Source organism: Pseudomonas sp. ENNP23, from assembly GCF_001728945.1.
Classification (GTDB): Bacteria; Pseudomonadota; Gammaproteobacteria; order Pseudomonadales; family Pseudomonadaceae; genus Metapseudomonas; species Metapseudomonas otitidis.
Window position 1 is genome coordinate 44769 of record NZ_LYSP01000010.1, and the last position, 18845, is coordinate 63613.

Annotated in this window: 15 protein-coding genes, 6 tRNA genes and 1 pseudogene; 6 read left to right on the top strand and 16 right to left on the bottom strand. The window is 66.0% G+C overall.

Annotated features, from left to right (window positions below; all coding sequences use genetic code 11):
• Positions 1-153 precede the first annotated feature (153 nt).
• Complete coding sequence (locus tag A9G05_RS07940; protein ID WP_069560458.1) at positions 154-1074, top strand: LysR family transcriptional regulator; 921 nt, start codon at positions 154-156, stop codon at positions 1072-1074.
• Here A9G05_RS07940 and A9G05_RS07945 read toward each other — a convergent pair whose 3' ends face one another.
• The 6 genes and pseudogenes from A9G05_RS07945 to A9G05_RS07970 all read right to left on the bottom strand — a co-directional run.
• Positions 1075-4155: an efflux RND transporter permease subunit gene (locus A9G05_RS07945; protein WP_069560459.1), complete on the bottom strand. Its 3081-nt coding sequence runs from the start codon at positions 4153-4155 to the stop codon at positions 1075-1077.
• Positions 4152-5171 carry an efflux RND transporter periplasmic adaptor subunit gene (locus tag A9G05_RS07950; protein WP_069560460.1) on the bottom strand — a complete coding sequence of 340 codons (1020 nt, stop codon included), beginning with the start codon at positions 5169-5171 and terminating at the stop codon, positions 4152-4154. The genes A9G05_RS07945 and A9G05_RS07950 overlap by 4 nt, the downstream gene beginning before the upstream one ends.
• Positions 5172-5465: 294 nt before the next feature.
• Positions 5466-6245, bottom strand: coding sequence for an ABC transporter permease (locus tag A9G05_RS07955; protein WP_069560461.1), 780 nt, complete (start codon positions 6243-6245; stop codon positions 5466-5468).
• A complete protein-coding gene (locus A9G05_RS07960) occupies positions 6242-7174 on the bottom strand; it encodes an ABC transporter ATP-binding protein (protein WP_069560462.1) in 933 nt (310 codons plus the stop codon). The genes A9G05_RS07955 and A9G05_RS07960 overlap by 4 nt, the downstream gene beginning before the upstream one ends.
• 89 nt (positions 7175-7263) lie before the next feature.
• The gene (locus A9G05_RS07965; RefSeq protein WP_069560463.1) at positions 7264-7884 is read right to left on the bottom strand and encodes a glutathione S-transferase family protein; all 621 of its coding nucleotides are present in this window, start codon (positions 7882-7884) and stop codon (positions 7264-7266) included.
• A gap of 221 nt (positions 7885-8105) precedes the next feature.
• Positions 8106-8572 (bottom strand): annotated as a pseudogene (locus A9G05_RS07970) (transglutaminase family protein); the annotation flags it as partial.
• Between the two features lie 120 nt (positions 8573-8692).
• On the opposite strand from A9G05_RS07970, the gene A9G05_RS07975 reads away from it, so the two are divergent.
• Together A9G05_RS07975 and A9G05_RS07980 are read left to right on the top strand one after the other, a co-directional pair.
• Positions 8693-11140 (top strand): acyl-CoA dehydrogenase, encoded by a 2448-nt coding sequence (locus A9G05_RS07975; protein ID WP_069560464.1) that lies wholly within the window; start codon positions 8693-8695, stop codon positions 11138-11140.
• A 75-nt stretch (positions 11141-11215) separates the two neighbouring features.
• Positions 11216-11626, top strand: a complete 411-nt coding sequence (locus A9G05_RS07980; RefSeq protein ID WP_044399693.1) for a PA2817 family protein — start codon at positions 11216-11218, stop codon at positions 11624-11626.
• A gap of 121 nt (positions 11627-11747) precedes the next feature.
• On the opposite strand, the gene A9G05_RS07985 is transcribed toward A9G05_RS07980, so the two are convergent.
• The 6 genes from A9G05_RS07985 to A9G05_RS08010 all read right to left on the bottom strand — a co-directional run bounded on the left by A9G05_RS07985 (position 11748) and on the right by A9G05_RS08010 (position 12313).
• Positions 11748-11823 (bottom strand) — tRNA-Gly (locus tag A9G05_RS07985).
• Positions 11824-11838: 15 nt separating this feature from the next.
• Positions 11839-11914, bottom strand: a tRNA-Glu gene (locus tag A9G05_RS07990).
• A 31-nt stretch (positions 11915-11945) separates the two neighbouring features.
• Positions 11946-12021, bottom strand: a tRNA-Gly gene (locus A9G05_RS07995).
• Between the two features lie 15 nt (positions 12022-12036).
• Positions 12037-12112: transfer RNA gene (locus A9G05_RS08000), tRNA-Glu, on the bottom strand.
• Positions 12113-12145: 33 nt separating this feature from the next.
• Positions 12146-12221: transfer RNA gene (locus A9G05_RS08005), tRNA-Gly, on the bottom strand.
• A 16-nt stretch (positions 12222-12237) separates the two neighbouring features.
• Positions 12238-12313, bottom strand: a tRNA-Glu gene (locus tag A9G05_RS08010).
• 235 nt (positions 12314-12548) lie between these two features.
• Between A9G05_RS08010 and A9G05_RS08015 the strand changes: the two genes are divergently transcribed.
• Both A9G05_RS08015 and A9G05_RS08020 read left to right on the top strand, forming a co-directional pair.
• Positions 12549-13316: a hypothetical protein gene (locus A9G05_RS08015; protein WP_069560465.1), complete on the top strand. Its 768-nt coding sequence runs from the start codon at positions 12549-12551 to the stop codon at positions 13314-13316.
• A gap of 36 nt (positions 13317-13352) precedes the next feature.
• On the top strand, positions 13353-14015 hold the full coding sequence (locus A9G05_RS08020) for a glutathione S-transferase family protein (protein WP_069560466.1): 663 nt from the start codon (positions 13353-13355) through the stop codon (positions 14013-14015).
• Positions 14016-14063: 48 nt separating this feature from the next.
• Here the strand turns inward: A9G05_RS08020 and A9G05_RS08025 are convergent, their stop codons facing one another.
• Positions 14064-14546, bottom strand: a complete 483-nt coding sequence (locus A9G05_RS08025; protein WP_069560467.1) for a GAF domain-containing protein — start codon at positions 14544-14546, stop codon at positions 14064-14066.
• Positions 14546-15433, bottom strand: coding sequence for an ATP-binding protein (locus tag A9G05_RS08030; protein WP_069560468.1), 888 nt, complete (start codon positions 15431-15433; stop codon positions 14546-14548). The genes A9G05_RS08025 and A9G05_RS08030 overlap by 1 nt, the downstream gene beginning before the upstream one ends.
• A gap of 94 nt (positions 15434-15527) precedes the next feature.
• On the opposite strand from A9G05_RS08030, the gene A9G05_RS08035 reads away from it, so the two are divergent.
• Entirely contained in the window at positions 15528-17855 is a 2328-nt protein-coding gene (locus A9G05_RS08035) for an ATP-binding protein (protein ID WP_069560469.1), read from the top strand.
• Here A9G05_RS08035 and A9G05_RS08040 read toward each other — a convergent pair.
• Entirely contained in the window at positions 17836-18309 is a 474-nt protein-coding gene (locus A9G05_RS08040) for a MarR family winged helix-turn-helix transcriptional regulator (protein ID WP_069560470.1), read from the bottom strand. The two genes, A9G05_RS08035 and A9G05_RS08040, sit on opposite strands and share 20 nt — an antisense overlap.
• The gene (locus tag A9G05_RS08045) at positions 18306-18791 is read right to left on the bottom strand and encodes a glutathione peroxidase (protein ID WP_069560471.1); all 486 of its coding nucleotides are present in this window, start codon (positions 18789-18791) and stop codon (positions 18306-18308) included. The genes A9G05_RS08040 and A9G05_RS08045 overlap by 4 nt, the downstream gene beginning before the upstream one ends.
• Between the last annotated feature and the right edge of the window lie 54 nt (positions 18792-18845).

Genomic DNA, 18845 nt, shown 5'->3' on the forward strand with positions numbered 1-18845 from the left:
ACCTTCTGAGGAGGGTGAGGAATGACCTGGAGAGTCTGGAAAGAATGCTAGAACAGGGATTAAGATTTACCCAGCCTATTATCGATATGCATGAACATTCATAAGCGATATGGTGCATCCCTCGACAAGAACAATCCAAGGAGCACGTGCGGCATGAACCTCAACAAGGTGGACCTGAACCTGTTCATCGTCTTCGACGCCATCTACACCGAGGCCAACCTGACCCGTGCCGGGCAGATCGTCGGCATCACCCAGCCCGCCGTGTCCAACGCCCTCGCCCGCCTGCGCGAGACCTTCAACGACCCGCTGTTCGTCCGAACCGCCCAGGGCATGGTGCCCACGCCGATGGCGCAGAACATCATCGGCCCGGTGCGCAACGCGCTGCAGTTGCTGCGGGTCTCGGTGCAGGAGAGCCGCACCTTCAACCCGCTGCAGGCGAACAAGACCTACCGCATCAGCATGACCGACCTCAGCGAGGCGGTGATCCTGCCGCTGCTGTTCCAGCGCCTGCGCCGCCTGGCGCCCCAGGTGCAGGTGGAGAGCTTCCTCGCCAAGCGCCGCGAGACCACCAAGGAGCTGGCCGCCGGGCGCCTGGACTTCGCCGTCGACGCGCCACTGAACACCGACCCGCAGGTGCGCCACGTGAAGCTGATGGAGGACCGCTACGTGTGCGCCATGCGCCGTGGCCATCCGCTGGCCAAGGAGCGCATCAGCCTGGACGAGTACCTCTCGCTGTCGCACATCCACATCTCCAGCCGCCGCAACGGCCTGGGCTACGTGGACCTGGCCCTGGGCAAGATGGGCATCCAGCGCAAGGTCGCGCTGCGCTCGCAGCACTACATGATGGCTTCCACCGTGCTGCAGAGCACCGACATGGCGATGACCGTGCCGGAGCGCTTCGCCCGCCGCCACGACCTGCACTTCGTCGACCTGCCGGTGAACGACGTGCCCGCCCTGGAGACCCACCTCTACTGGCACGAAAGCACCGACCAGGACCCGGCCAACCGCTGGATGCGCGAGCAGATCATCGAGATCTGCCAGCAGGTCACCCAGCAGGAGCGCGTGCGCGCCTGATCAGGCCCCCGGCACCTCCCCCGCCTCCCGCTCCACCAGCGGGCGGATAGGCCGCCACTGGCGCAGCTTGCGGTACAGCGTGGGCACCACGAACAGCGTGAAGAACGTGCCCACCAGCAGCCCCCCGACGATGACCATGCCGATCTGCCGGCGGCTCTCCGCCCCGGCGCCGGTGGCGATGGCCAGCGGCAGGGAGCCCAGCACCATGGCGCCGGTGGTCATCAGGATCGGCCGCAGCCGCTGCACGGCCGCCTCCATGACCGACTCATCCAGACCACGACCCTCGCGCAACTGCTGGTTGGCGAACTCGACAATGAGGATGCCGTGCTTGGTGATCAACCCGATGAGGGTGACCATCCCCACCTGGGAATAGATGTTCAGGGTGCCACCGAACAGCTCCAGCGCCAGCAGCGCGCCGGCCATGGAGAGCGGCACGCTGAAGAGGATCACCAGCGGATCGACGAAGCTCTCGAACTGCGCCGCCAGCACCAGGTAGATGAACACCAGCGCCAGCGCGAAGGTCAGCGCCACGCCCGCGCCGGAGGCCTTGAAATCACGGGAGATGCCGGTGTAGTCGAACTGGGTCTCGGCGGGCAGCACTTCACGGGCCACCGTCTCCAGGTGGTCCAGCGCCTCCCCCAGGGTGTAGCCGGAGCCGACGTTGGCGCTGAGGGTCACCGCGCGCAACTGGTTGAAGTGGTTCAGCTCCCGAGGGGCGACGGTTTCCTCCACCTCGATCAGGTTGGAGAGCTGCACCATGCTGCCGTCGCGCCCGCGCACGTAGACCCGGTTGAGGTCGTCCGGGTTGCTGCGGTCGACGTCCGCCAGTTGCACCAGCACGTCGTACTGCTCGCCGTTCTGCTTGAAGCGGGTCACCTGGCGGCTGCCGAACAGGCTTTCCAGGCTGCGGCCGATGGTGGCGACGTCGGTGCCCACGGCGGTGGCCTGCTCGCGGTTCACCGTGACCTTGAGCTGCGGGGTGTTGAGCTTGAGGTCGGTGTCGATGCTCTCCAGCCCCGGGTAGTCACGCACCCGCTGCAGCAACTGGTCCACGTACTGCTGTAGCTCGGCGTACTCCAGGGACGAGCGGATGACGAAGTTCACCGGCTGGTTGCGCGCGCTCTGCCCCAGCGGCGGGCGGTTCACCGGGAAGGCCCGCACACCGGGGATGTCCTGTAGCTTGGGCAGCAGGGCGTCGCGGATCTCGAACTGGCTGCGGCTGCGCGCGCTCCAGTCCTCCAGCTTGAGGAAGGAAATTCCCTGGGCCACGGTAGGGAAGCCCACCACCACCATGTAGCGGTTGGCCTCGGGGATGCCGCGGTAGGCCTCTTCCAGTTGCCGGGCGTAGCGCGCGGTGTACTGCAGGGTGGCGCCATCCGGGCCGTTGAGGGTGCTGACGATGGTGCCGGTATCCTCGGTGGGCGCCAGCTCGCTGCGCAGGCCGCTGAACATCCACAGGCACAGCAGCAGCACGCCGACGAGGAACAGCGCGATCAGCACCCAGGCGCGCAACACCCGCTCCAGCAGGTGCCGGTAGCTGTAGGTGAGGCCGTTGAGAAAGCCTTCGATCAGGTTGTACAGGCGACCATGGCGCTGCTCCGCCCGGTGCGGCCGGAGCAACTGAGCGCACATCATCGGTGACAGGGTGAGGGCCACGAAGCCGGAGACCAGCACCGCGCCGGCCAGGGTCCAGGAAAACTCGGTGAAGAGCTTGCCCGAGGTGCCCTGCATGAAGCCGATGGGCGCGTAGACCGCCGCCAGGGTCAGGGTCATGGCGATCACCGCGAAGGCGATCTCGCGGCTGCCCTTGAACGCCGCCTGCACCGGTGACAGGCCCGCCTCGATATGGCGGTGGATGTTCTCCAGCACCACGATGGCGTCGTCCACCACCAGGCCGATGGCCAGCACCATGGCCAGCAGGGTCAGGGTGTTGATGGAGAACCCCATCAGCGCCATCAGGGCGAAGGCGCCGATCAGCGACACCGGGATGGTCACCAGCGGGATCAGCGTCGCCCGCAGGGAGCGCAGGAACAGGAAGATGATCAGCACCACCAGCACCACCGCCTCCCAGATGGTGGTGTAGACGTTGGCGATGGATTCGCGGATGAACAGCGAGTTGTCGTTGGCGATGGCCATCTCCATGCCGTCCGGCAGCAGGCTGCGCACGTCGGGCAAGGCGGCGTTGAGGCCGTCGGAGATGTCCAGCGGGTTGGCGGTGGCCTGCTTGACCAGCCCGAGGGAAACCGCCTGGCGCCCGTTGAAGCGCACCAGGGAGCGCTCGTCAGCGGCGCCGATCTCGGCATGGCCGACGTCGGACAGGCGCAGCAGGTAGCCGCGGCGGTCGTCGATGATCAGGTCGTTGAACTGCTCGGGGGTCTTCAGGTCGGTTTCCGCCAGCACGCTGAACTCGCGCTGCACCGACTCGATGCGGCCGGCAGGGATCTCCACGTTCTGCCGGCGCAGGGCGGCCTCCACGTCCTGCACGGTGAGGTCATGGGCGGCGAGCTTCTCCGGGTCGAGCCAGATGCGCATGGCGTAGGTGCGGGCGCCGCGGATCTGCACCTCGGAAACGCCGGGGATGGTCTGCAGGCGGTCCTGCACCACCCGCTCCAGCACGTCGGTGATCGCCATGGCGCTGTGCTGGTCGCTGTAGAAGGCCAGCCAGACCACCGGCTGGGCATCGGCCTCGACCTTCTGCACCACCGGCTCGTCGATCTCGTCCGGCAACAGGCCGCGCACCCGCCCGAGGCGGTCGCGCACGTCGTTGGCCGCCTCGTTGGCGTTGCTGCCGAGGCGGAACTGCGCGGTGATCTGGGTGTTCTCGGAGCGGCTGATGGAGGACACGAAGTCCAGCCCCTGGATGCCCGACAGCACATCCTCGATGGGCTGCGCCACCTGGGACTCCATGATCTCCGGGCTGGCGCCGGGGTAGATGACGTTGACCGTGACCACCGGCACGTCGATGTTCGGGTACTCGCGCACGGTCAGCCGCTGGTAGGCCATCAGCCCCAGCAGGACCACCACCAGGGACAGCACGGTGGCGAACACCGGCCGACGGATGCACAGGTCGGAGAGGGTCATGACTCACCCCGCGCGACGGTCCGGACCTCCTGCCCCGGCGCGGCCTTCTGCCACCCGGCGGTGATCACCTGTTCGTCGCCGGCGAGGCCTTCGACCACCTCGGCCAGCCCACGCTGGCGTTGGCCGATGCGCACCGGCAGGCGCGCCACCTTGCCGTCCACCACCACGGCGACATACAACTGGCGTCCCACCGGGATCACCGCTTCCTCGGGGACCAGCAGGGCATCCGGGCGCTCGGCGAGGATCACCGAGACCTTCACGAACTGGCCCGGCTTGAGACGGCGGTCGGCATTGGCGATCTCGGCCCGGATCGCCTGGCTGCGCCCCACCTCGTCCAGGCGCGGGTTGAGGGCACTGATCCGCCCCTGGAAGCGCTCGCCCGGGTAAGCGTCCACGCTGATCTCCACCGCTTGCCCCAGTTGCACCTGAGCCACCGCCTTCTGCGGAATGCGGAAATCCACCTTGAGCGGGTCGAGCACTTCGAGGTTGACGATGTCCTGCCCGGCGCTGAGGTAGTCGCCGGGGCTGACCTGGCGCAGGCCGAGAACGCCGTCGTAGGGCGCGCGGAGCTGGGTTTTGTCAAGGCGCGCCTGGGCCAGCGCCAGGCTGGCGCGAGCAGCCTGCTGTTGCGACAGCGCCTCGTCCTGGGCCTGGGCGTTGCTGGCGCCGCGCTTGTAGAGCATCTGGGCGCGCTGGTAGCTCTTCTCCGCCAGGTCGAGGTTGGCCTGGGCCTGGTCCAGCTCGGCACGGGCGATGGCATCGTCGAGGCTGACCAGCAGGTCGCCGGCCTTGACCGCCTCCCCCTCGCGGAAATGCAGGCGTGCGAGGCGCCCGTCCACTTCCGGGCGCAGCGTTACCGACTCGTCGGAGCGCAGGGAGCCGAAAGTCACCAGTTCATCCCGGACCAGGGCACGCTGGGGCTCGGCCACCTCGACCAGTGGCGGGTTGGCGGCGAACGCCGGGCAGGTGATCAACCCCAATAGCAGCAGGAGCCAGGCGCGGCGGCGAACCATCATCTACAGCCTCTTTTCGAGTCGTTTTTTTCGAAAATGAAAAAGTCTACCGGGAGTATCGGCGGAGTTTTGTCAGAGGCACGTAAAGATGCAGGCAGTCTGTGACGGTTTGTATCGGGATGGATGCATTTCGGAGGCGGGCCAGGCGGCGTGGAAGCGGTTCAACCGCGACGCCCGGTACGGGCCTTCATTCGCGAATGAATTCGCTCCCACGACACAGGCGTCCAGCACCAGCCACGGTTCGCGAACAGCGCTCGCGCCTAGGGCTGGAGCGCCCTCGCCCCCATCAGCGATGCCTTACTGGCGCATCCCACGCCCGCTCACCAGCAGGCGCACGCAGACGATGTAGAGCACCAGGGTGGTCAGCAGCATCAGCCCGATGGCCACGCCGATATTGATGTCGGACACGCCGAGGATGCCGTAGCGAAAGGCGTTGACCATGTGCAGGATCGGGTTGATCAGCGACACCTTCTGCCAGAACGCCGGCAGCAGGCTGATGGAGTAGAACACCCCGCCCAGGTAGGTCAGCGGCGTCAGCACGAAGGTCGGGACGATGGAGATGTCGTCGAAGTTGCGCGCGTACACCGCGTTGATGAAGCCCCCCAGGGAGAAGATGGTCGCCGTCAGCAGCACCACGATGACGGTGACGCCCAGGTGGTGCACCTGCAGGTGGGTGAAGAACAGCGACAGCAGGGTGACGATCACCCCCACAGCCAGGCCGCGCAGCACGCCACCGATGGTGTAACCGAGGAGGATGGTGTGGGGCGACACCGGCGAGACCAGCAGCTCCTCGATGGAACGCTGGAACTTGCTGCCGAAGAAGCTGGACACCACGTTGCTGTAGGAGTTGGTGATCACCGACATCATGATCAGCCCCGGGACGATGTACTCCATGTAGGTGAAGCCGCCCATGTCGCCGATCTGCCGGCCGATCAGGTTGCCGAAGATGATGAAGTACAGCGCCATGGTGATGCCCGGGGGCAGCAGGGTTTGTGCCCATATACGGGTGAAGCGGCGGACTTCGCGGTAGACGATGGTGTTGAGGGCGACCAGGTTGGCGCGCAGTTCCGAACTCATACGGCCACCTTCGACAGGTTCTTCTCGACCAGGGACACGAACAGCTCCTCCAGGCGGTTGGTCTTGTTGCGCAGGCTCAGCACCTCGATGCCGGCGGCGGAAAGCTGGCGGAACAGCTCGGTGACGCCCTGGCTCTTCTCCACCTGCACCTCCAGGGTGTGGTCGTCCACCAGACAGGCCGGGTAGCCCACCAGGGACGGCGCCGTGGCGAGGGTGTTCTTGAGGTCCAGCAGGAAGGTCTCGACATGCAGCGTCTTCAGCAGCGCCCTCATGCTGGTGTTCTCGACGATGGTGCCGTGGTCGATGATGCCGATGTGGCGGCAGAGCTGCTCCGCCTCTTCCAGGTAGTGGGTGGTGAGGATGATGGTGATGCCCTGGGCGTTGAGGTCGGTGAGGAAGCTCCACATGGAGCGGCGCAGCTCGATGTCGACGCCGGCGGTGGGCTCGTCGAGGATCAGCAGGCGCGGCTGGTGCACCAGGGCGCGGGCGATCATCAGGCGGCGCTTCATGCCGCCGGACAGTTCGCGGGAAGCGGCGTTGCGCTTCTCCCACAGGCCCAGTTGGGTCAGGTACTGTTCGGCGCGCTCCTTGGCGATCTTCGCCGGGATGCCGTAGTAGCCGGCCTGGGTGACGACGATGTCGAAGACCTTCTCGAACTGGTTGAAGTTGAATTCCTGGGGCACCACGCCCAGGCAGCGCTTGAGGGCGTAGGGGCTCTTGTCCAGGTCGTTGCCGAACACGCTCACCGTGCCGCTGGTCTTGTTCACCAGGGTGGAGAGGATGCCGATGGTGGTGGATTTGCCGGCCCCGTTGGGGCCCAGCAGGGCGAAGAAATCGCCTTCGGCCACTTCCAGGTCGATGCCTTTGAGGGCCTGGAAGCCGTTGCCATAGGTCTTGGTCAACTGCCGGATGGACAGTGCGGAAGTCATGGAGGGAACGTGCCTTCAGTCAGGTATGTGCAAAGGCGCTGCATCAGGCGGCAAGGCCCGGCGCAGCGCTCGGGGGTGTGAGCCTAGCATCAGGTCAGTGCAGTCATCACCGCACGGCGGTAGGCCGGCCGCACCTTGAGTCGCTCGTACCAGTCCGCCAGCGCGGGTTGCGGCGGCCGCTCGATGGGCATTTCGAACCAGGCGTAGATGAAGCAGCCCAGGGGGATGTCGCCCATCGCCAGGGTTTCGCCGGAGAGGTACGGCTGTTTCGCCAGGGCCTGCTCAGGCAGGGCCAGCAGCTCGCTGCAACGCGCCAGGGCGGCAGCGATGCACGCAGGGTCACGCTCGGCCGGCGGGGTACGCACCGTGCCCCAGAACAGCTCGCGGAATGCCGGTGCCAGGGTGGTGCTGGTCCAGTCCATCCACTTGTCGCCCACGGCGCGGACAGCCGGGTCTTCGGGGTAGAGGGTGCCGGCGGCGTAGCGCGCGGCCAGGTAGCGGACGACGGCGTTGGACTCCCAGAGCACCAGGTCGCCGTCTTCGATCACCGGGACCAGGCCGTTGGGGTTCATCGCCCGGTAGGCCGGCTCGTTGACCAGGCCGAACGCGCCCCCGGCGTCGATGGGCTCGTAGGCCACACCGACTTCCTCGGCAGCCCAGAGAGCCTTTCTCACGTTGGAGGAGTTCTTCCGGCCCCAGATCTTCAGCATGTCGCGGCTCCAGCAGCTTGGCAGGCCGACATTCTAGAGGCATTGCCCCCGCAGATGACCAGGGATTTGCATTGATAGCCTCTATCGATGAGGGAGGGGTGGCGACACCCTCAGGATTGGGCATCCGTCCCGTCGGGAGCGGCCGCCTCGGCCTGCAGATCGCCGCTCATGAAGGCGGCGTCCAGCTCGAACAGGTGCGGGTGGACCTGCTGCTGATGACCGAAGACCCGGCACTGCGCCAGGTTGAACGCCGGCGTCGCCTTCACCCAGCGGCCGTCCAGGTGCAGTTCGGTGTAGCCGTGCATGGCGAACACGCTCCGGAGCAGTTGCAGCGGGTGCGGCGTGGCCAGGTGGTTGCGCACGTCCGCCAGGCCGATGCGGGCAGGGATGCCGCAGACCCGCGCGCAAGCCGCCAGGAGGATGGCCTTGGGCACGCAGTAGGACTGCCCCCGCCATCAAGGCATGGCTGGCCTTGAGCGTCTCCGGGTCACGGCTGAAGGTGTAGGGGTTGTAGCGGATTGCCGTCGCGCACGGCGTGATAGAGTCTGACCGCCTGGTCACGCGGGTGCGGGCTTTCGCCGCGATTGCGCAAGGCGAACTCAACCACCAGGGGGTGGTCACTATCAACGATAGCGACCGGATCGTAGGCTGGACTGCATGGCGTTGCTCCCGTGGGGACAGGCCCCAGGCTAGAAGCAGGCGACGCCCTGCCGGCACGACGATCCGGCCAAGCTGAACGCCCCTGTCGCCGTCCTGGCGACACCCTGACCCGTGACGGCGGCCGCGTCGTCCTCAAGGAGGATCAAGCATGGTGTTTCTCTGGTTGCTCGTTCTGGTACTGGGGGTCGCCTGGCTGGCGCACCGCCGCACCGCTCCCCTGCCCGCCCTCGGGGCGGTCGCCCTGTACCTGCTGGCCATGGGGGTGTTCAGCCACTCGCCCGGGTGGCTGCTGGCGATCCTCTGGATTCTCTGGCTCGCGGCGGCCCTGCCCCTGGCCCTGCCGGACATGCGCCGCAAGCTGATCACCGCTCCGCTGTTCGCGTGGTTCCAGCGCGTACTGCCGCCCATGTCGGAGACCGAGCGCGACGCCATCGAAGCCGGCACCGTGTGGTGGGACGGCGAGCTGTTCAGCGGTCGCCCGAACTGGAACACGCTGCTCGACTACCCGCGCCCGGCGCTCACCGCCGAAGAGCAGGCCTTCATCGACGGCCCCACCGAAGAACTCTGCGCCATGGTCAGCGACTGGGACATCGGCCAACGCATGGACCTGCCTCCGGAAGCCTGGGCGCACATCAAGGCCAACGGTTTCTTCGGCCTGATCATTCCCAAGGAATACGGCGGCAAGGGCTTCTCCGCCTACGCCCACTCCCAGGTCGCCATGAAGCTGGCCACCCGCAGCGGCGACCTCGCCTCCACGGTGATGGTCCCCAACTCCCTCGGCCCCGCCGAGCTGCTGCTGCACTACGGCACCGATGAACAGCGCCAGCACTACCTGCCGCGCCTGGCCCGTGGCGAGGATATCCCCTGCTTCGCCCTCACCGGCCCGTTGGCGGGCTCCGACGCCGGCGCCATGCCCGACGTCGGCATCGTCTGCAAGGGCCAGTGGAAGGGCGAAGAGGTGATCGGCCTGCGCCTGACCTGGGAGAAGCGCTACATCACCCTCGGCCCGGTGGCCACCCTGCTCGGCCTGGCCTTCAAGGCCTATGACCCCGACCACTTGCTGGGTGACGAGGAAGACCTGGGCATCAGCCTGGCCCTGATCCCCACCGACACCCCCGGGGTGAACATCGGCCGCCGCCACCTGCCCCTGGGCGCCGCCTTCATGAACGGCCCCAACTCCGGCAAGGACGTGTTCGTCCCGCTGGACTTCCTGATCGGCGGCCAGGCCATGCTCGGCAAGGGCTGGATGATGCTGATGAACTGCCTCTCCGTCGGCCGCTCCATCTCGCTACCGGCGGTGGGCACCGGCGCGGCCAAGTACACCAGCCTGGTCACCGGCCAGTACACCCGCGTGCGTGAACAGTTCAACGTGCCGCTGTCGGCGTTCGAGGGCATCCAGGAGGCCATGGCCCGCATCGGCGGCAACGCCTGGCTGATGGACGCCGCGCGCGTGCTCACCGCCAATGCGGTGGACCTGGGCGAGAAACCCTCGGTGCTCTCGGCCATCCTCAAGTACCACCTGACCGAGCGCGGCCGCGAATGCATCGGCCACGCCATGGACGTGCACGGCGGCAAGGGCATCATCATGGGCCCGAACAACTACCTGGGCCGTTCCTGGCAAGGCGCACCGATCTTCATCACCGTGGAAGGCGCCAACATCCTCTCGCGCAATCTGATGATCTTTGGCCAGGGCGCCATCCGCTGCCATCCGTTCGTGCTCAAGGAAATGGCCCTGGCCGCCCGCGAGGACCGTGAGCGTGCGCTGGAGGAATTCGACGAGCTGCTGCTGCGCCATGTTGGCTTCGCCGTGAGCAACGCCGCCAGTACCCTACTGCTGGGCCTGGGCGCGGGGCGCCTCAGCCCTGCGCCGGGGGACACCCTGGCCCAGGGTTACTTCCGCAGCCTCGACCGGCTCGCCGCAGCCTTCGCCGTGCTGGCGGACCTGAGCATGATGCTGCTGGGGGGCGAGCTGAAGCGCCGCGAGCGACTGTCCGCCCGCCTGGGCGATGTGCTCAGCCACCTCTACCTGGCTTCCGCCGCGCTCAAGCGCTACCACGATCTGGATCACCCGGAGCACCTGCGGCCGCTGGTGCGCTGGTCTCTGGAAGAGTCTCTGGGCAAGGCCGAGGACGCCCTGGCGGGCCTGCTCGCCAACTTCCCCAGCCGCATCCTCGGCTGCCTGTTGCAGGTGCTGGTGTTCCCGCTTGGCCGTCGCCACAAAGGCCCGTCGGATGCGCTGGATGCTGAAGTGGCCGAAATCCTCGGTCGCGACAGCGGCGACCCGGCGCTGGAAAGCGTGCTGGCCGGCTGCTTCCGGCCTTCCGCCGAGGACGATCCGGTAGCGGCCCTGCAGCGCGCCGTGGACGCCCTCGCCGACGTCCAGCCGCTGCAGCGGGAGCTGCACAAGGCGCTCAAGGATGGGCGCGTCAAGCCGACGGCCGGCGAACACCCGGTGGACGCCGCGCTGGCCGCTGGCGTGCTGGACGCCGAAGCCGCCCGACGCCTGCGCGCCGCCGAGGCCGCGCGGCGGGTGGTGATCGACGTGGATGACTTCGACAAGGAGGCGCTGCTGCCAACGGCGGGCAAGGTGCGCTGAGCCCCAGCGGGACAGCGGGCGCGGAGGGCCTTATACTCCGCGCCCGTTCATTGATTCGTTCCAGGATGTACCGCCATGTCCAACCCCTACCTCGACCATCACCTCGCCCTGCTCCACCACCTGCGCGGCATCCTGGTCGCCCTGGGCGAGGCCGAGCAGGTTCCCGAAGAGAACCATGCCCTGTTCGTCGAGCGCTTCGACGAGCTGATCACCGAACTGCCCCGCGACCCGGAAGGCAGCCAATACCTGGGCCAGGACCTGATCAGCCAGGTCTTCCACCGCTACCCGCAGATCGCCCACCTGGTACCGCGCGACCTGCTGTGGTTCTTCGGCGGCGACTGCCTGCATTTCATGCCGGATGAGGAAATCGCCCTGTTCCAGCGCCTCGACGAGCGCCGCTTCGAGGCGGAAGAGAACGACGAACCGTTCGACTGGAACCAGGAAAAACAGCTGCTTGCCCTGGGCGACGACGCCAGCAAGCACTGAAAGATGATCACCGGCCGCCCTTTCGGGGTGGTCGGTGGAATCAGAAAGGCACGGGGAAAGGCGGACAGCTTTTCACTGCACAAACAAAAACGCCGCTCAGTGAGCGGCGTTCTTGTTTATCTGGAGCGGGAAACGAGACTCGAACTCGCGACCCCGACCTTGGCAAGGTCGTGCTCTACCAACTGAGCTATTCCCGCAATACAAACGAAAAATGGCGTCCCCTAGGGGACTCGAACCCCTGTTACCGCCGTGAAAGGGCGGTGTCCTAGGCCACTAGACGAAGGGGACAAACAACGCTTTTCAAGCACTGCTTGAACACTGGAGCGGGAAACGAGACTCGAACTCGCGACCCCGACCTTGGCAAGGTCGTGCTCTACCAACTGAGCTATTCCCGCATACAACCGTGAAACTGGCGTCCCCTAGGGGACTCGAACCCCTGTTACCGCCGTGAAAGGGCGGTGTCCTAGGCCACTAGACGAAGGGGACAAACAACGCTTTTCAAGCACTGCCTGAACAAACTGGAGCGGGAAACGAGACTCGAACTCGCGACCCCGACCTTGGCAAGGTCGTGCTCTACCAACTGAGCTATTCCCGCAATACAACCGAAAAATTGGCGTCCCCTAGGGGACTCGAACCCCTGTTACCGCCGTGAAAGGGCGGTGTCCTAGGCCACTAGACGAAGGGGACGCGGCCCGGAACTTACAACAGCTTTGACGCTTTCTTCCGGCTTCTTTCGCTTTGCCTTTCGGGCATCGCGTCGAAGTGGCGCGCATTCTAGGGAGCCATTCGACAGTCGTCAACCCTCTATCAAAAACTTTTCAAAATCAAAGACTTCAGATCAAAACATGACGCAGAGCTATGAGGGGACAAGCCAAGCCACTACACTCCGGCGAAACGCTCAATCCACGGGAGCTGTAAGAAGATGTCCCCACTCCTGATCACCCTGATGGTAATAGCCGGCATCGTTCTGCTGCTGGTCATCGGCTATGCCAATCACATGGTGGAAAACAGCAAGCTGGAGAAGGCGCGCCAGCGTGCCGACCTCCAGGACCGCTGGCGCCGCTGCGCCGACCTGTCCGAGTCCCTGCCCGGCCAGTTCATGACACCCGAACTGAAGCTCACCCTCACCCGCCTGCAACTGCTGTTCTGTGAGCGCCTCCTGCCTCTGGATAAAGGCAATGCACAACTGAAGGTGCAGATAGAAGAGCTGCGCGGCCTGGTGAACCTGGGCGAAGGCATGCCGATCCGCAATGCGCCACTCAAGGTGCTCAACGAAGCCCAGGCCAAGGAAGTGCGCTTCCAGTTGGAATCCCTGCATGGCCAGCTCACCCGCTCGGCGAAGGACGGCTACCTGCCGGTGGCCGATGCCAAACGCTGGGTCAACGACATCCGCGGCATGCTGGTGCAGCTGCACATCGAGTTCTTCACCAACATAGGCACCCAGGCGCTGCATGACGGCCAGCCCCGCCAGGCCCGCCTGGCCTTCGAGCGCGGCGTGCAGTATCTGCAGAAGCAGCCCGACCCGACCCGCTACAAGACCCAGTTGCAGGCCCTGCAAGCCCAGTTGGCCCGTGCCGATGCCCTCTCCCTCGACAAGAAGCCCGCCCCGGAGGAACCGAGCGAACTCACCGCCGGTCTCGACCAGTTGGACGACGAGGACATGTGGAAGAAGAAGAACATCTACGACTGATACGCCCCCCGCCCTGCTCAGACGAGGACAACAACGATGAGCATCACCCTGTACGGCGCGCCCCTGTCCCCTTTCGTGCGCAAGGTTCGCCTGTGCCTGCTGGAGAAGGCGCTGGACTACCAGCTGGAGATCATCACTCCGTTCGGCCAGCCGGCCTGGTACCGGGAGCTGAACCCGCTGGGCCGCATTCCCGCACTACGTGACGGCGACGTTACCCTTGCCGACTCCAGCGTGATCAGCCAGTACCTGGAAGAGCAGCACCCCGAGCGGATGCCGCTGTACGGGAGCGATGCGCAACAGAGCGCGCGCATCCGCTGGCTGGAGAAGTACGCCGATTACGAACTCGCCCCGCTCACCACCTTCACGGTATTCCGCAACCGGGTGCTCAAGCCCACCATGGGCAAACCGTCGGACGAGGAGGCGATAAAGGCAGCGCTCTCGGACAAGCTGCCGCCCCACTTCGACTACCTGGAGAAGACCCTGGGCGATGCCGACTACTTCGTCGGCGAAGGCCCGACCATGGCGGACCTGGCCCTGTGCTGCCAGTTGATCAACATGGAGCATGGTGGCGAAACCATCGATGCCAGCCGCTGGCCGGCGCTTGCCGCCCACTACCAGCGCATCCGTGCCCGGGAGTCGGTCCAGGCTGTGCTGCCTGGCGAACTGCGCACGATCGACAAGCTCTCCGGCAAGGCCTGAGCCCTGCTCCAGCGATCCCGGCACCGCCACGGTGCCGGGATACGCCCCTCAGCAGTCGGTCAACCGCAGGAAGATCGACGCCAGGTTCTCGATACCCACCTGGTCTGCCTCACTGAAACGCCCGACGCTCGGACTGTCCAGGTCCAGCACCCCGATCAGCACGCCGCTCTTCACCAGGGGAACCACCAGCTCGCTATTGGAGGCGCTGTCGCAGGCGATGTGCCCGGGGAAGGCATGCACATCCTCCACACGCTGGGTCGCCCGGGTACGGGCAGCAGCCCCGCAGACACCCTTATCGAAGGGAATCCGTACACAGGCCACCTTGCCCTGGAATGGCCCGAGTACCAGTTGCTCGTTCTTGTTGAGGTAGAAGCCGGCCCAGTTCAGGTCGGGCAGCTCATTGAACAGGAACGCCGCGAACTGCGAGGCGTTGGCGATGAAGTCGCGCTCGTCGGCCAGCAGGGATTCCAGTTGCGCCGCCAGCAGCGCGTAGCCGTCGAGGCCGGCACCGGCGGTTTTCAGATCGATCATCAAGCAGTCTCCAGCAGCGCCCGGCCAACCCATTGGCGGGCGAATTGATAGGCACAACGGCCGTTACGGTTGCCGCGCCCGAGGGCCCAGCGGATGGCTTCCTTCTCCAGGGCTTCATCCCAGGCCCACTCCAGCCCGGCGGTAGCGGCCAGGGAGCTGATCCAGTGGCGCACCACTGCCAGAAAGTGTTCCTGGGTAAAGGGATAGAAGGAGAGCCAGAGACCGAAGCGGTCGGACAGGGCGATCTTGTCCTCCACCGCTTCGTTGGGGTGGAGCTCGCCGTCCACCATCCTCCAGTTCTCGTTGTCGCTCTGCTTCTCCGGCACCAGGTGGCGGCGGTTGGAGGTGGCGTAGAGCAGCACATTGTCCGGTGCCCGTTCCAGGGAGCCATCGAGCACGCTCTTGAGTACCCGGTAGTCGCCCTCGCCCGCCTCGAACGAAAGGTCGTCGCAGAACAGTACGAAGCGTTGCGGCAGCCCGGCGAGCAACTCCACCACGCGGGGCAGGTCCGCCAGGTGGTCACGCTCGATCTCCACCAGGCGCAGCCCTTCCCCGGCATGGGCCGCAAGCAGCGCCCGGATCAGCGAGGATTTGCCCGTGCCCCGTGCGCCCCACAGCAGGGCATGGTTGGCCGGCAGGCCGTCGACGAACTGACGGGTGTTGCGCGCCAGGGTGTCCCGCTGCAGGTCCACACCGATCAGGTCGCCCAGATCCAGGTCCAGACTAACTTCCAGCGGCTGCAGAAAGCCGCTGCGCCCGTCACGGAGCCAACGCGCAGCCAGGCAGCGATCCCAGTCGATTACCGGGCGCTCCACCGGCAGCAACGGCTCCAGACGAGCCAGCACCGCGTCGGCGCGTTCGAGGAAGTCGAGCAATCGGGAATCCACGTTCCAACTCCTTGTAATGAGGCACAGCCAGATGGCCGAAAGGTGGGATAGGCTATGCTTGGCAAGCCCACGGAACAAGGCCGAATCACCCCCCATGGATATCCCGCTGACCCAACGCCTGTCGTTCAAGCAGGCCAGTCTCACCGTGCTGGTGGCCTTCATCCTCGGAACACTGCTCAGCGTCATCCAGGTCGGCATCGACTACACCAGCGAGAACGCCTCGCTGGACCGGGAAATCCGCGCCCTGCTGGAAATCAGCCACAACCCCGCCGCCCGCATTACCTACAACATCGACTCGGAACTGGCCCAGGAACTGGTAGCCGGACTGCTGCGCTCACCGGCAGTGATCCGCGCCGAGATAATCGATAACAGCGGCACCGTGCTCGCCAGCGTCAGCCGTCCGGCAGCCCGCAGCGACTACCGCGTATTGAGCGACTTCCTGTTCGGCGCCCGCCGCGAGTTCCAGGACCCATTGTTCATCGCACACGCCCCCGAGGAAGCCCTGGGCCTGCTGCGCCTGGAAGTGGATACCTTCGCCTTCGGCAACCATTTCCTGCGGCGCTCGATGCTCACCATGGTGTCCGGCTTCGTACGCAGCCTGCTGCTTTCGCTGATCCTGCTGGTGCTGTTCTACAGCATGCTGACCAAACCTTTGGTGGGACTGATCCGCGGCCTCAGTGAGCGGGACAGCCGCCCCTCCGGCGAAAACCGCCTGCCCTACCCGCCCGGCCATGAACAGGACGAGATCGGCGTGCTGGTGGACGTGATCAACCGCCAACTGGCCAGCCTGATGACCGAGATGGGCCAGCGCCGAGACGCGGAAGACCGCCTTACGCAGTACCTGGCCGAACTGGAGAACATCGTCTCGGCCCGAACCGCCGAGCTGAAGGCCACCAACCGCCGTCTCAGCCAGTCCAACGCCGAGCTGGAGATGGCCCGCGCCAGCGCCCTGGAAACCGCCCAGGCTCGCGCAGCCTTCCTCGCCAACATGAGCCACGAGATCCGCACGCCGCTCAACGGCCTGCTGGGCATGCTCTCGCTCACCCTCGACGGCCCCCTGAGCCCCGAGCAACGCCAGCAACTGACCATCGCCCACGACTCCGGCAGCGTGCTGGTGGAGTTGCTCAACGACATCCTCGACCTGTCCAAGTTCGAAGCCGGCCAACTGGAGCTGGAGGCCATCCCATTCGACCTCGGCGTGCTGGTGGAAGACACCGCCAGCCTGCTCTCGCAGAACGCCGCACCCGGCGTGGAGCTGAGCTGCCAGGTGGACCCACGCCTGCCCTCCCTGGTGATGGGCGACCCGACGCGGGTACGGCAGATCGTCAGCAACCTGCTCTCCAACGCCCTCAAGTTCACCCGTGTCGGCCGGGTGGACCTGCGGGTGACGCCGGCCGGCGACCAGGGCGTGGTGATCAGCGTGCGGGACACCGGCATCGGCATCTCTGCCGAAGCCCTGCCGAAGCTGTTCCAGCCCTTCGCCCAGGGCGGCGCGGGGATCGCACGGCAATTCGGCGGCACCGGCCTCGGCCTGGCACTCACCCGCCGCCTGTGCGAAGCCATGGAAGGCCGCCTCCAGGTGCATTCCGAAGAAGGCCTGGGCAGTCAGTTCAGCGCCGAATTGCCGCTGCTCCAGGACACCCCCGCCATGCTGCCACCTCCGCTCAAGGGTCGCGTCCTGGCCCTCTGCCCGGCAGGCAGTGGCCTGTCGGACCTGCTCAAGGTCTGGCTGCCGATCTGGGGCATCCATTACGAGCGACGCAACCCTGAAGCCGCCCTGGATGATGGCCCGTGGGACCAGGTGATCACCGACGCGCCGGAGCAGTTGCCCCGCCTGCGTGACGCCGGGTCGACACCGATCCTGCTGGTCACCGGTTACGGCAGCTTCCTGCCTGCCGAACGCGCCGCGCCGCTGGCACCGTTGCAGCAGTTGGCCCGTCCGATCTCGCGCTCCACCCTGTACCAGGCCCTTCATCGCAGCCTGCACCCTCACGAGCACACCGCCCAACCCAGCAGCGAGCAACGGCCGCGCCCGCACCACTCCGCGCGCGTGCTGCTGGTGGAAGACAACGCGGTGAATCAACTGGTGGCCAAAGGCATGCTCAGCAAGCTCGGCTGCGAGGTGCTGGTGGCCAGCCACGGCGGCGAAGCGCTGGAAGTGCTGGCGAGGGAGCCGGTGGAGCTGGTGCTGATGGACTGCAACATGCCGATCATGGACGGCTACGAAGCCACTCGGCGCATCCGCCAGAGCGGCCAATGGCCCGATCTGCCCATCGTCGCACTGACGGCCAACGCCCTGCCGGACGAACGCGAGCGCTGCCGCGCTGCCGGCATGGACGACTACCTGGCCAAGCCGTTCCGCCGGGAAGACCTGGTGACCCTGCTGGACAACTGGCTGCCAGCTACCCAGCCAACCCGCTGAAGCGTTCCAGCAATTCGGAGAGTCGCGCGCGCAGCGCGACCATCTCGTCCAGATCCAGCCCGCTGTCGCAGATCAGGTGGGCACGCAGCGCCGCCGTCTCGTCACGCAGGGCCAGCCCCGAGGGGGTAAGCGCCAGGTGTACCTCGCGCTCGTCCTGGGCCGCCCGGCGCCGCTGCACATGACCCAGTTGTTCCAGGCGCTTGAGCAAAGGCGTCAGGGTGCCGGAATCCAGCATCAGACGTTCTCCAAGGGCCTTCACCGTCGGCTGCTCGGGCGGTCGCACCTGCCACTCCCAGAGCACCAGCATCGCCAGGTACTGCGGGTAGGTCAGCCCCAGGCGCTCCAGCAACGGCCGATAGCCCCGGATCACCAGGCGGGAGGCGGCGTAGAGCTTGAAGCAGAGCTGGTTCTCCAGCAGCAGGTCTGCCTCGGATGGCGACGAAAACGGCTTCATTTCAACAGCGCTTCGATCTCGGCAGTGAGTTCCTCGGGCTTGGTGGTGGGCGCAAAGCGCTTGACCTCGCGGCCCTCGCCGTCGATCAGGAACTTGGTGAAGTTCCACTTGATGCCCTGGCTGCCCAGCAGGCCCGGCGCCCGCTTCTTCAGCGCCACGTAGAGTGGATGGGCTCCCGCGCCGTTCACCTCGATCTTGCGGAACAGTGGGAAGGTCACGCCGAAGTTCAGTTCACAGAACTCCGAGATCGCCCCCTCGTCACCCGGCTCCTGCTTGCCGAACTGGTTGCAGGGGAAGCCCAGCACAACCAGGCCCTTGTCGCGGTACTGCTGCCAGATCGCCTCCAACCCCTTGTATTGAGGGGTGAAGCCGCACTTGCTGGCGGTGTTGACCACCAGCAGCGCCTTGCCGCCGAAGTCCGCCAGGGTTTTCTGTTCGCCCTTGATGGTGGTGACGGAAATGTCGAGAAGCCGATCGCTCATGGTGCGCGCCTCAAACGATGAAGGTCAGGAAGGGAAAGCCGCGATAAAAATAGC

Bases quoted from the DNA above. Each gene is read 5' to 3' on its own strand.
- A9G05_RS07940 (WP_069560458.1), top strand. From the start codon at position 154: ATGAACCTCAACAAGGTGGACCTGAACCTGTTCATCGTCTTCGACGCC.
- A9G05_RS07945 (WP_069560459.1), bottom strand. From the start codon at position 4,155: ATGACCCTCTCCGACCTGTGCATCCGTCGGCCGGTGTTCGCCACCGTG.
- A9G05_RS07950 (WP_069560460.1), bottom strand. From the start codon at position 5,171: ATGATGGTTCGCCGCCGCGCCTGGCTCCTGCTGCTATTGGGGTTGATC.
- A9G05_RS07955 (WP_069560461.1), bottom strand. From the start codon at position 6,245: ATGAGTTCGGAACTGCGCGCCAACCTGGTCGCCCTCAACACCATCGTC.
- A9G05_RS07960 (WP_069560462.1), bottom strand. From the start codon at position 7,174: ATGACTTCCGCACTGTCCATCCGGCAGTTGACCAAGACCTATGGCAAC.
- A9G05_RS07965 (WP_069560463.1), bottom strand. From the start codon at position 7,884: ATGCTGAAGATCTGGGGCCGGAAGAACTCCTCCAACGTGAGAAAGGCT.
- A9G05_RS07975 (WP_069560464.1), top strand. From the start codon at position 8,693: ATGGTGTTTCTCTGGTTGCTCGTTCTGGTACTGGGGGTCGCCTGGCTG.
- A9G05_RS07980 (WP_044399693.1), top strand. From the start codon at position 11,216: ATGTCCAACCCCTACCTCGACCATCACCTCGCCCTGCTCCACCACCTG.
- A9G05_RS08015 (WP_069560465.1), top strand. From the start codon at position 12,549: ATGTCCCCACTCCTGATCACCCTGATGGTAATAGCCGGCATCGTTCTG.
- A9G05_RS08020 (WP_069560466.1), top strand. From the start codon at position 13,353: ATGAGCATCACCCTGTACGGCGCGCCCCTGTCCCCTTTCGTGCGCAAG.
- A9G05_RS08025 (WP_069560467.1), bottom strand. From the start codon at position 14,546: ATGATCGATCTGAAAACCGCCGGTGCCGGCCTCGACGGCTACGCGCTG.
- A9G05_RS08035 (WP_069560469.1), top strand. From the start codon at position 15,528: ATGGATATCCCGCTGACCCAACGCCTGTCGTTCAAGCAGGCCAGTCTC.
- A9G05_RS08040 (WP_069560470.1), bottom strand. From the start codon at position 18,309: ATGAAGCCGTTTTCGTCGCCATCCGAGGCAGACCTGCTGCTGGAGAAC.
- A9G05_RS08045 (WP_069560471.1), bottom strand. From the start codon at position 18,791: ATGAGCGATCGGCTTCTCGACATTTCCGTCACCACCATCAAGGGCGAA.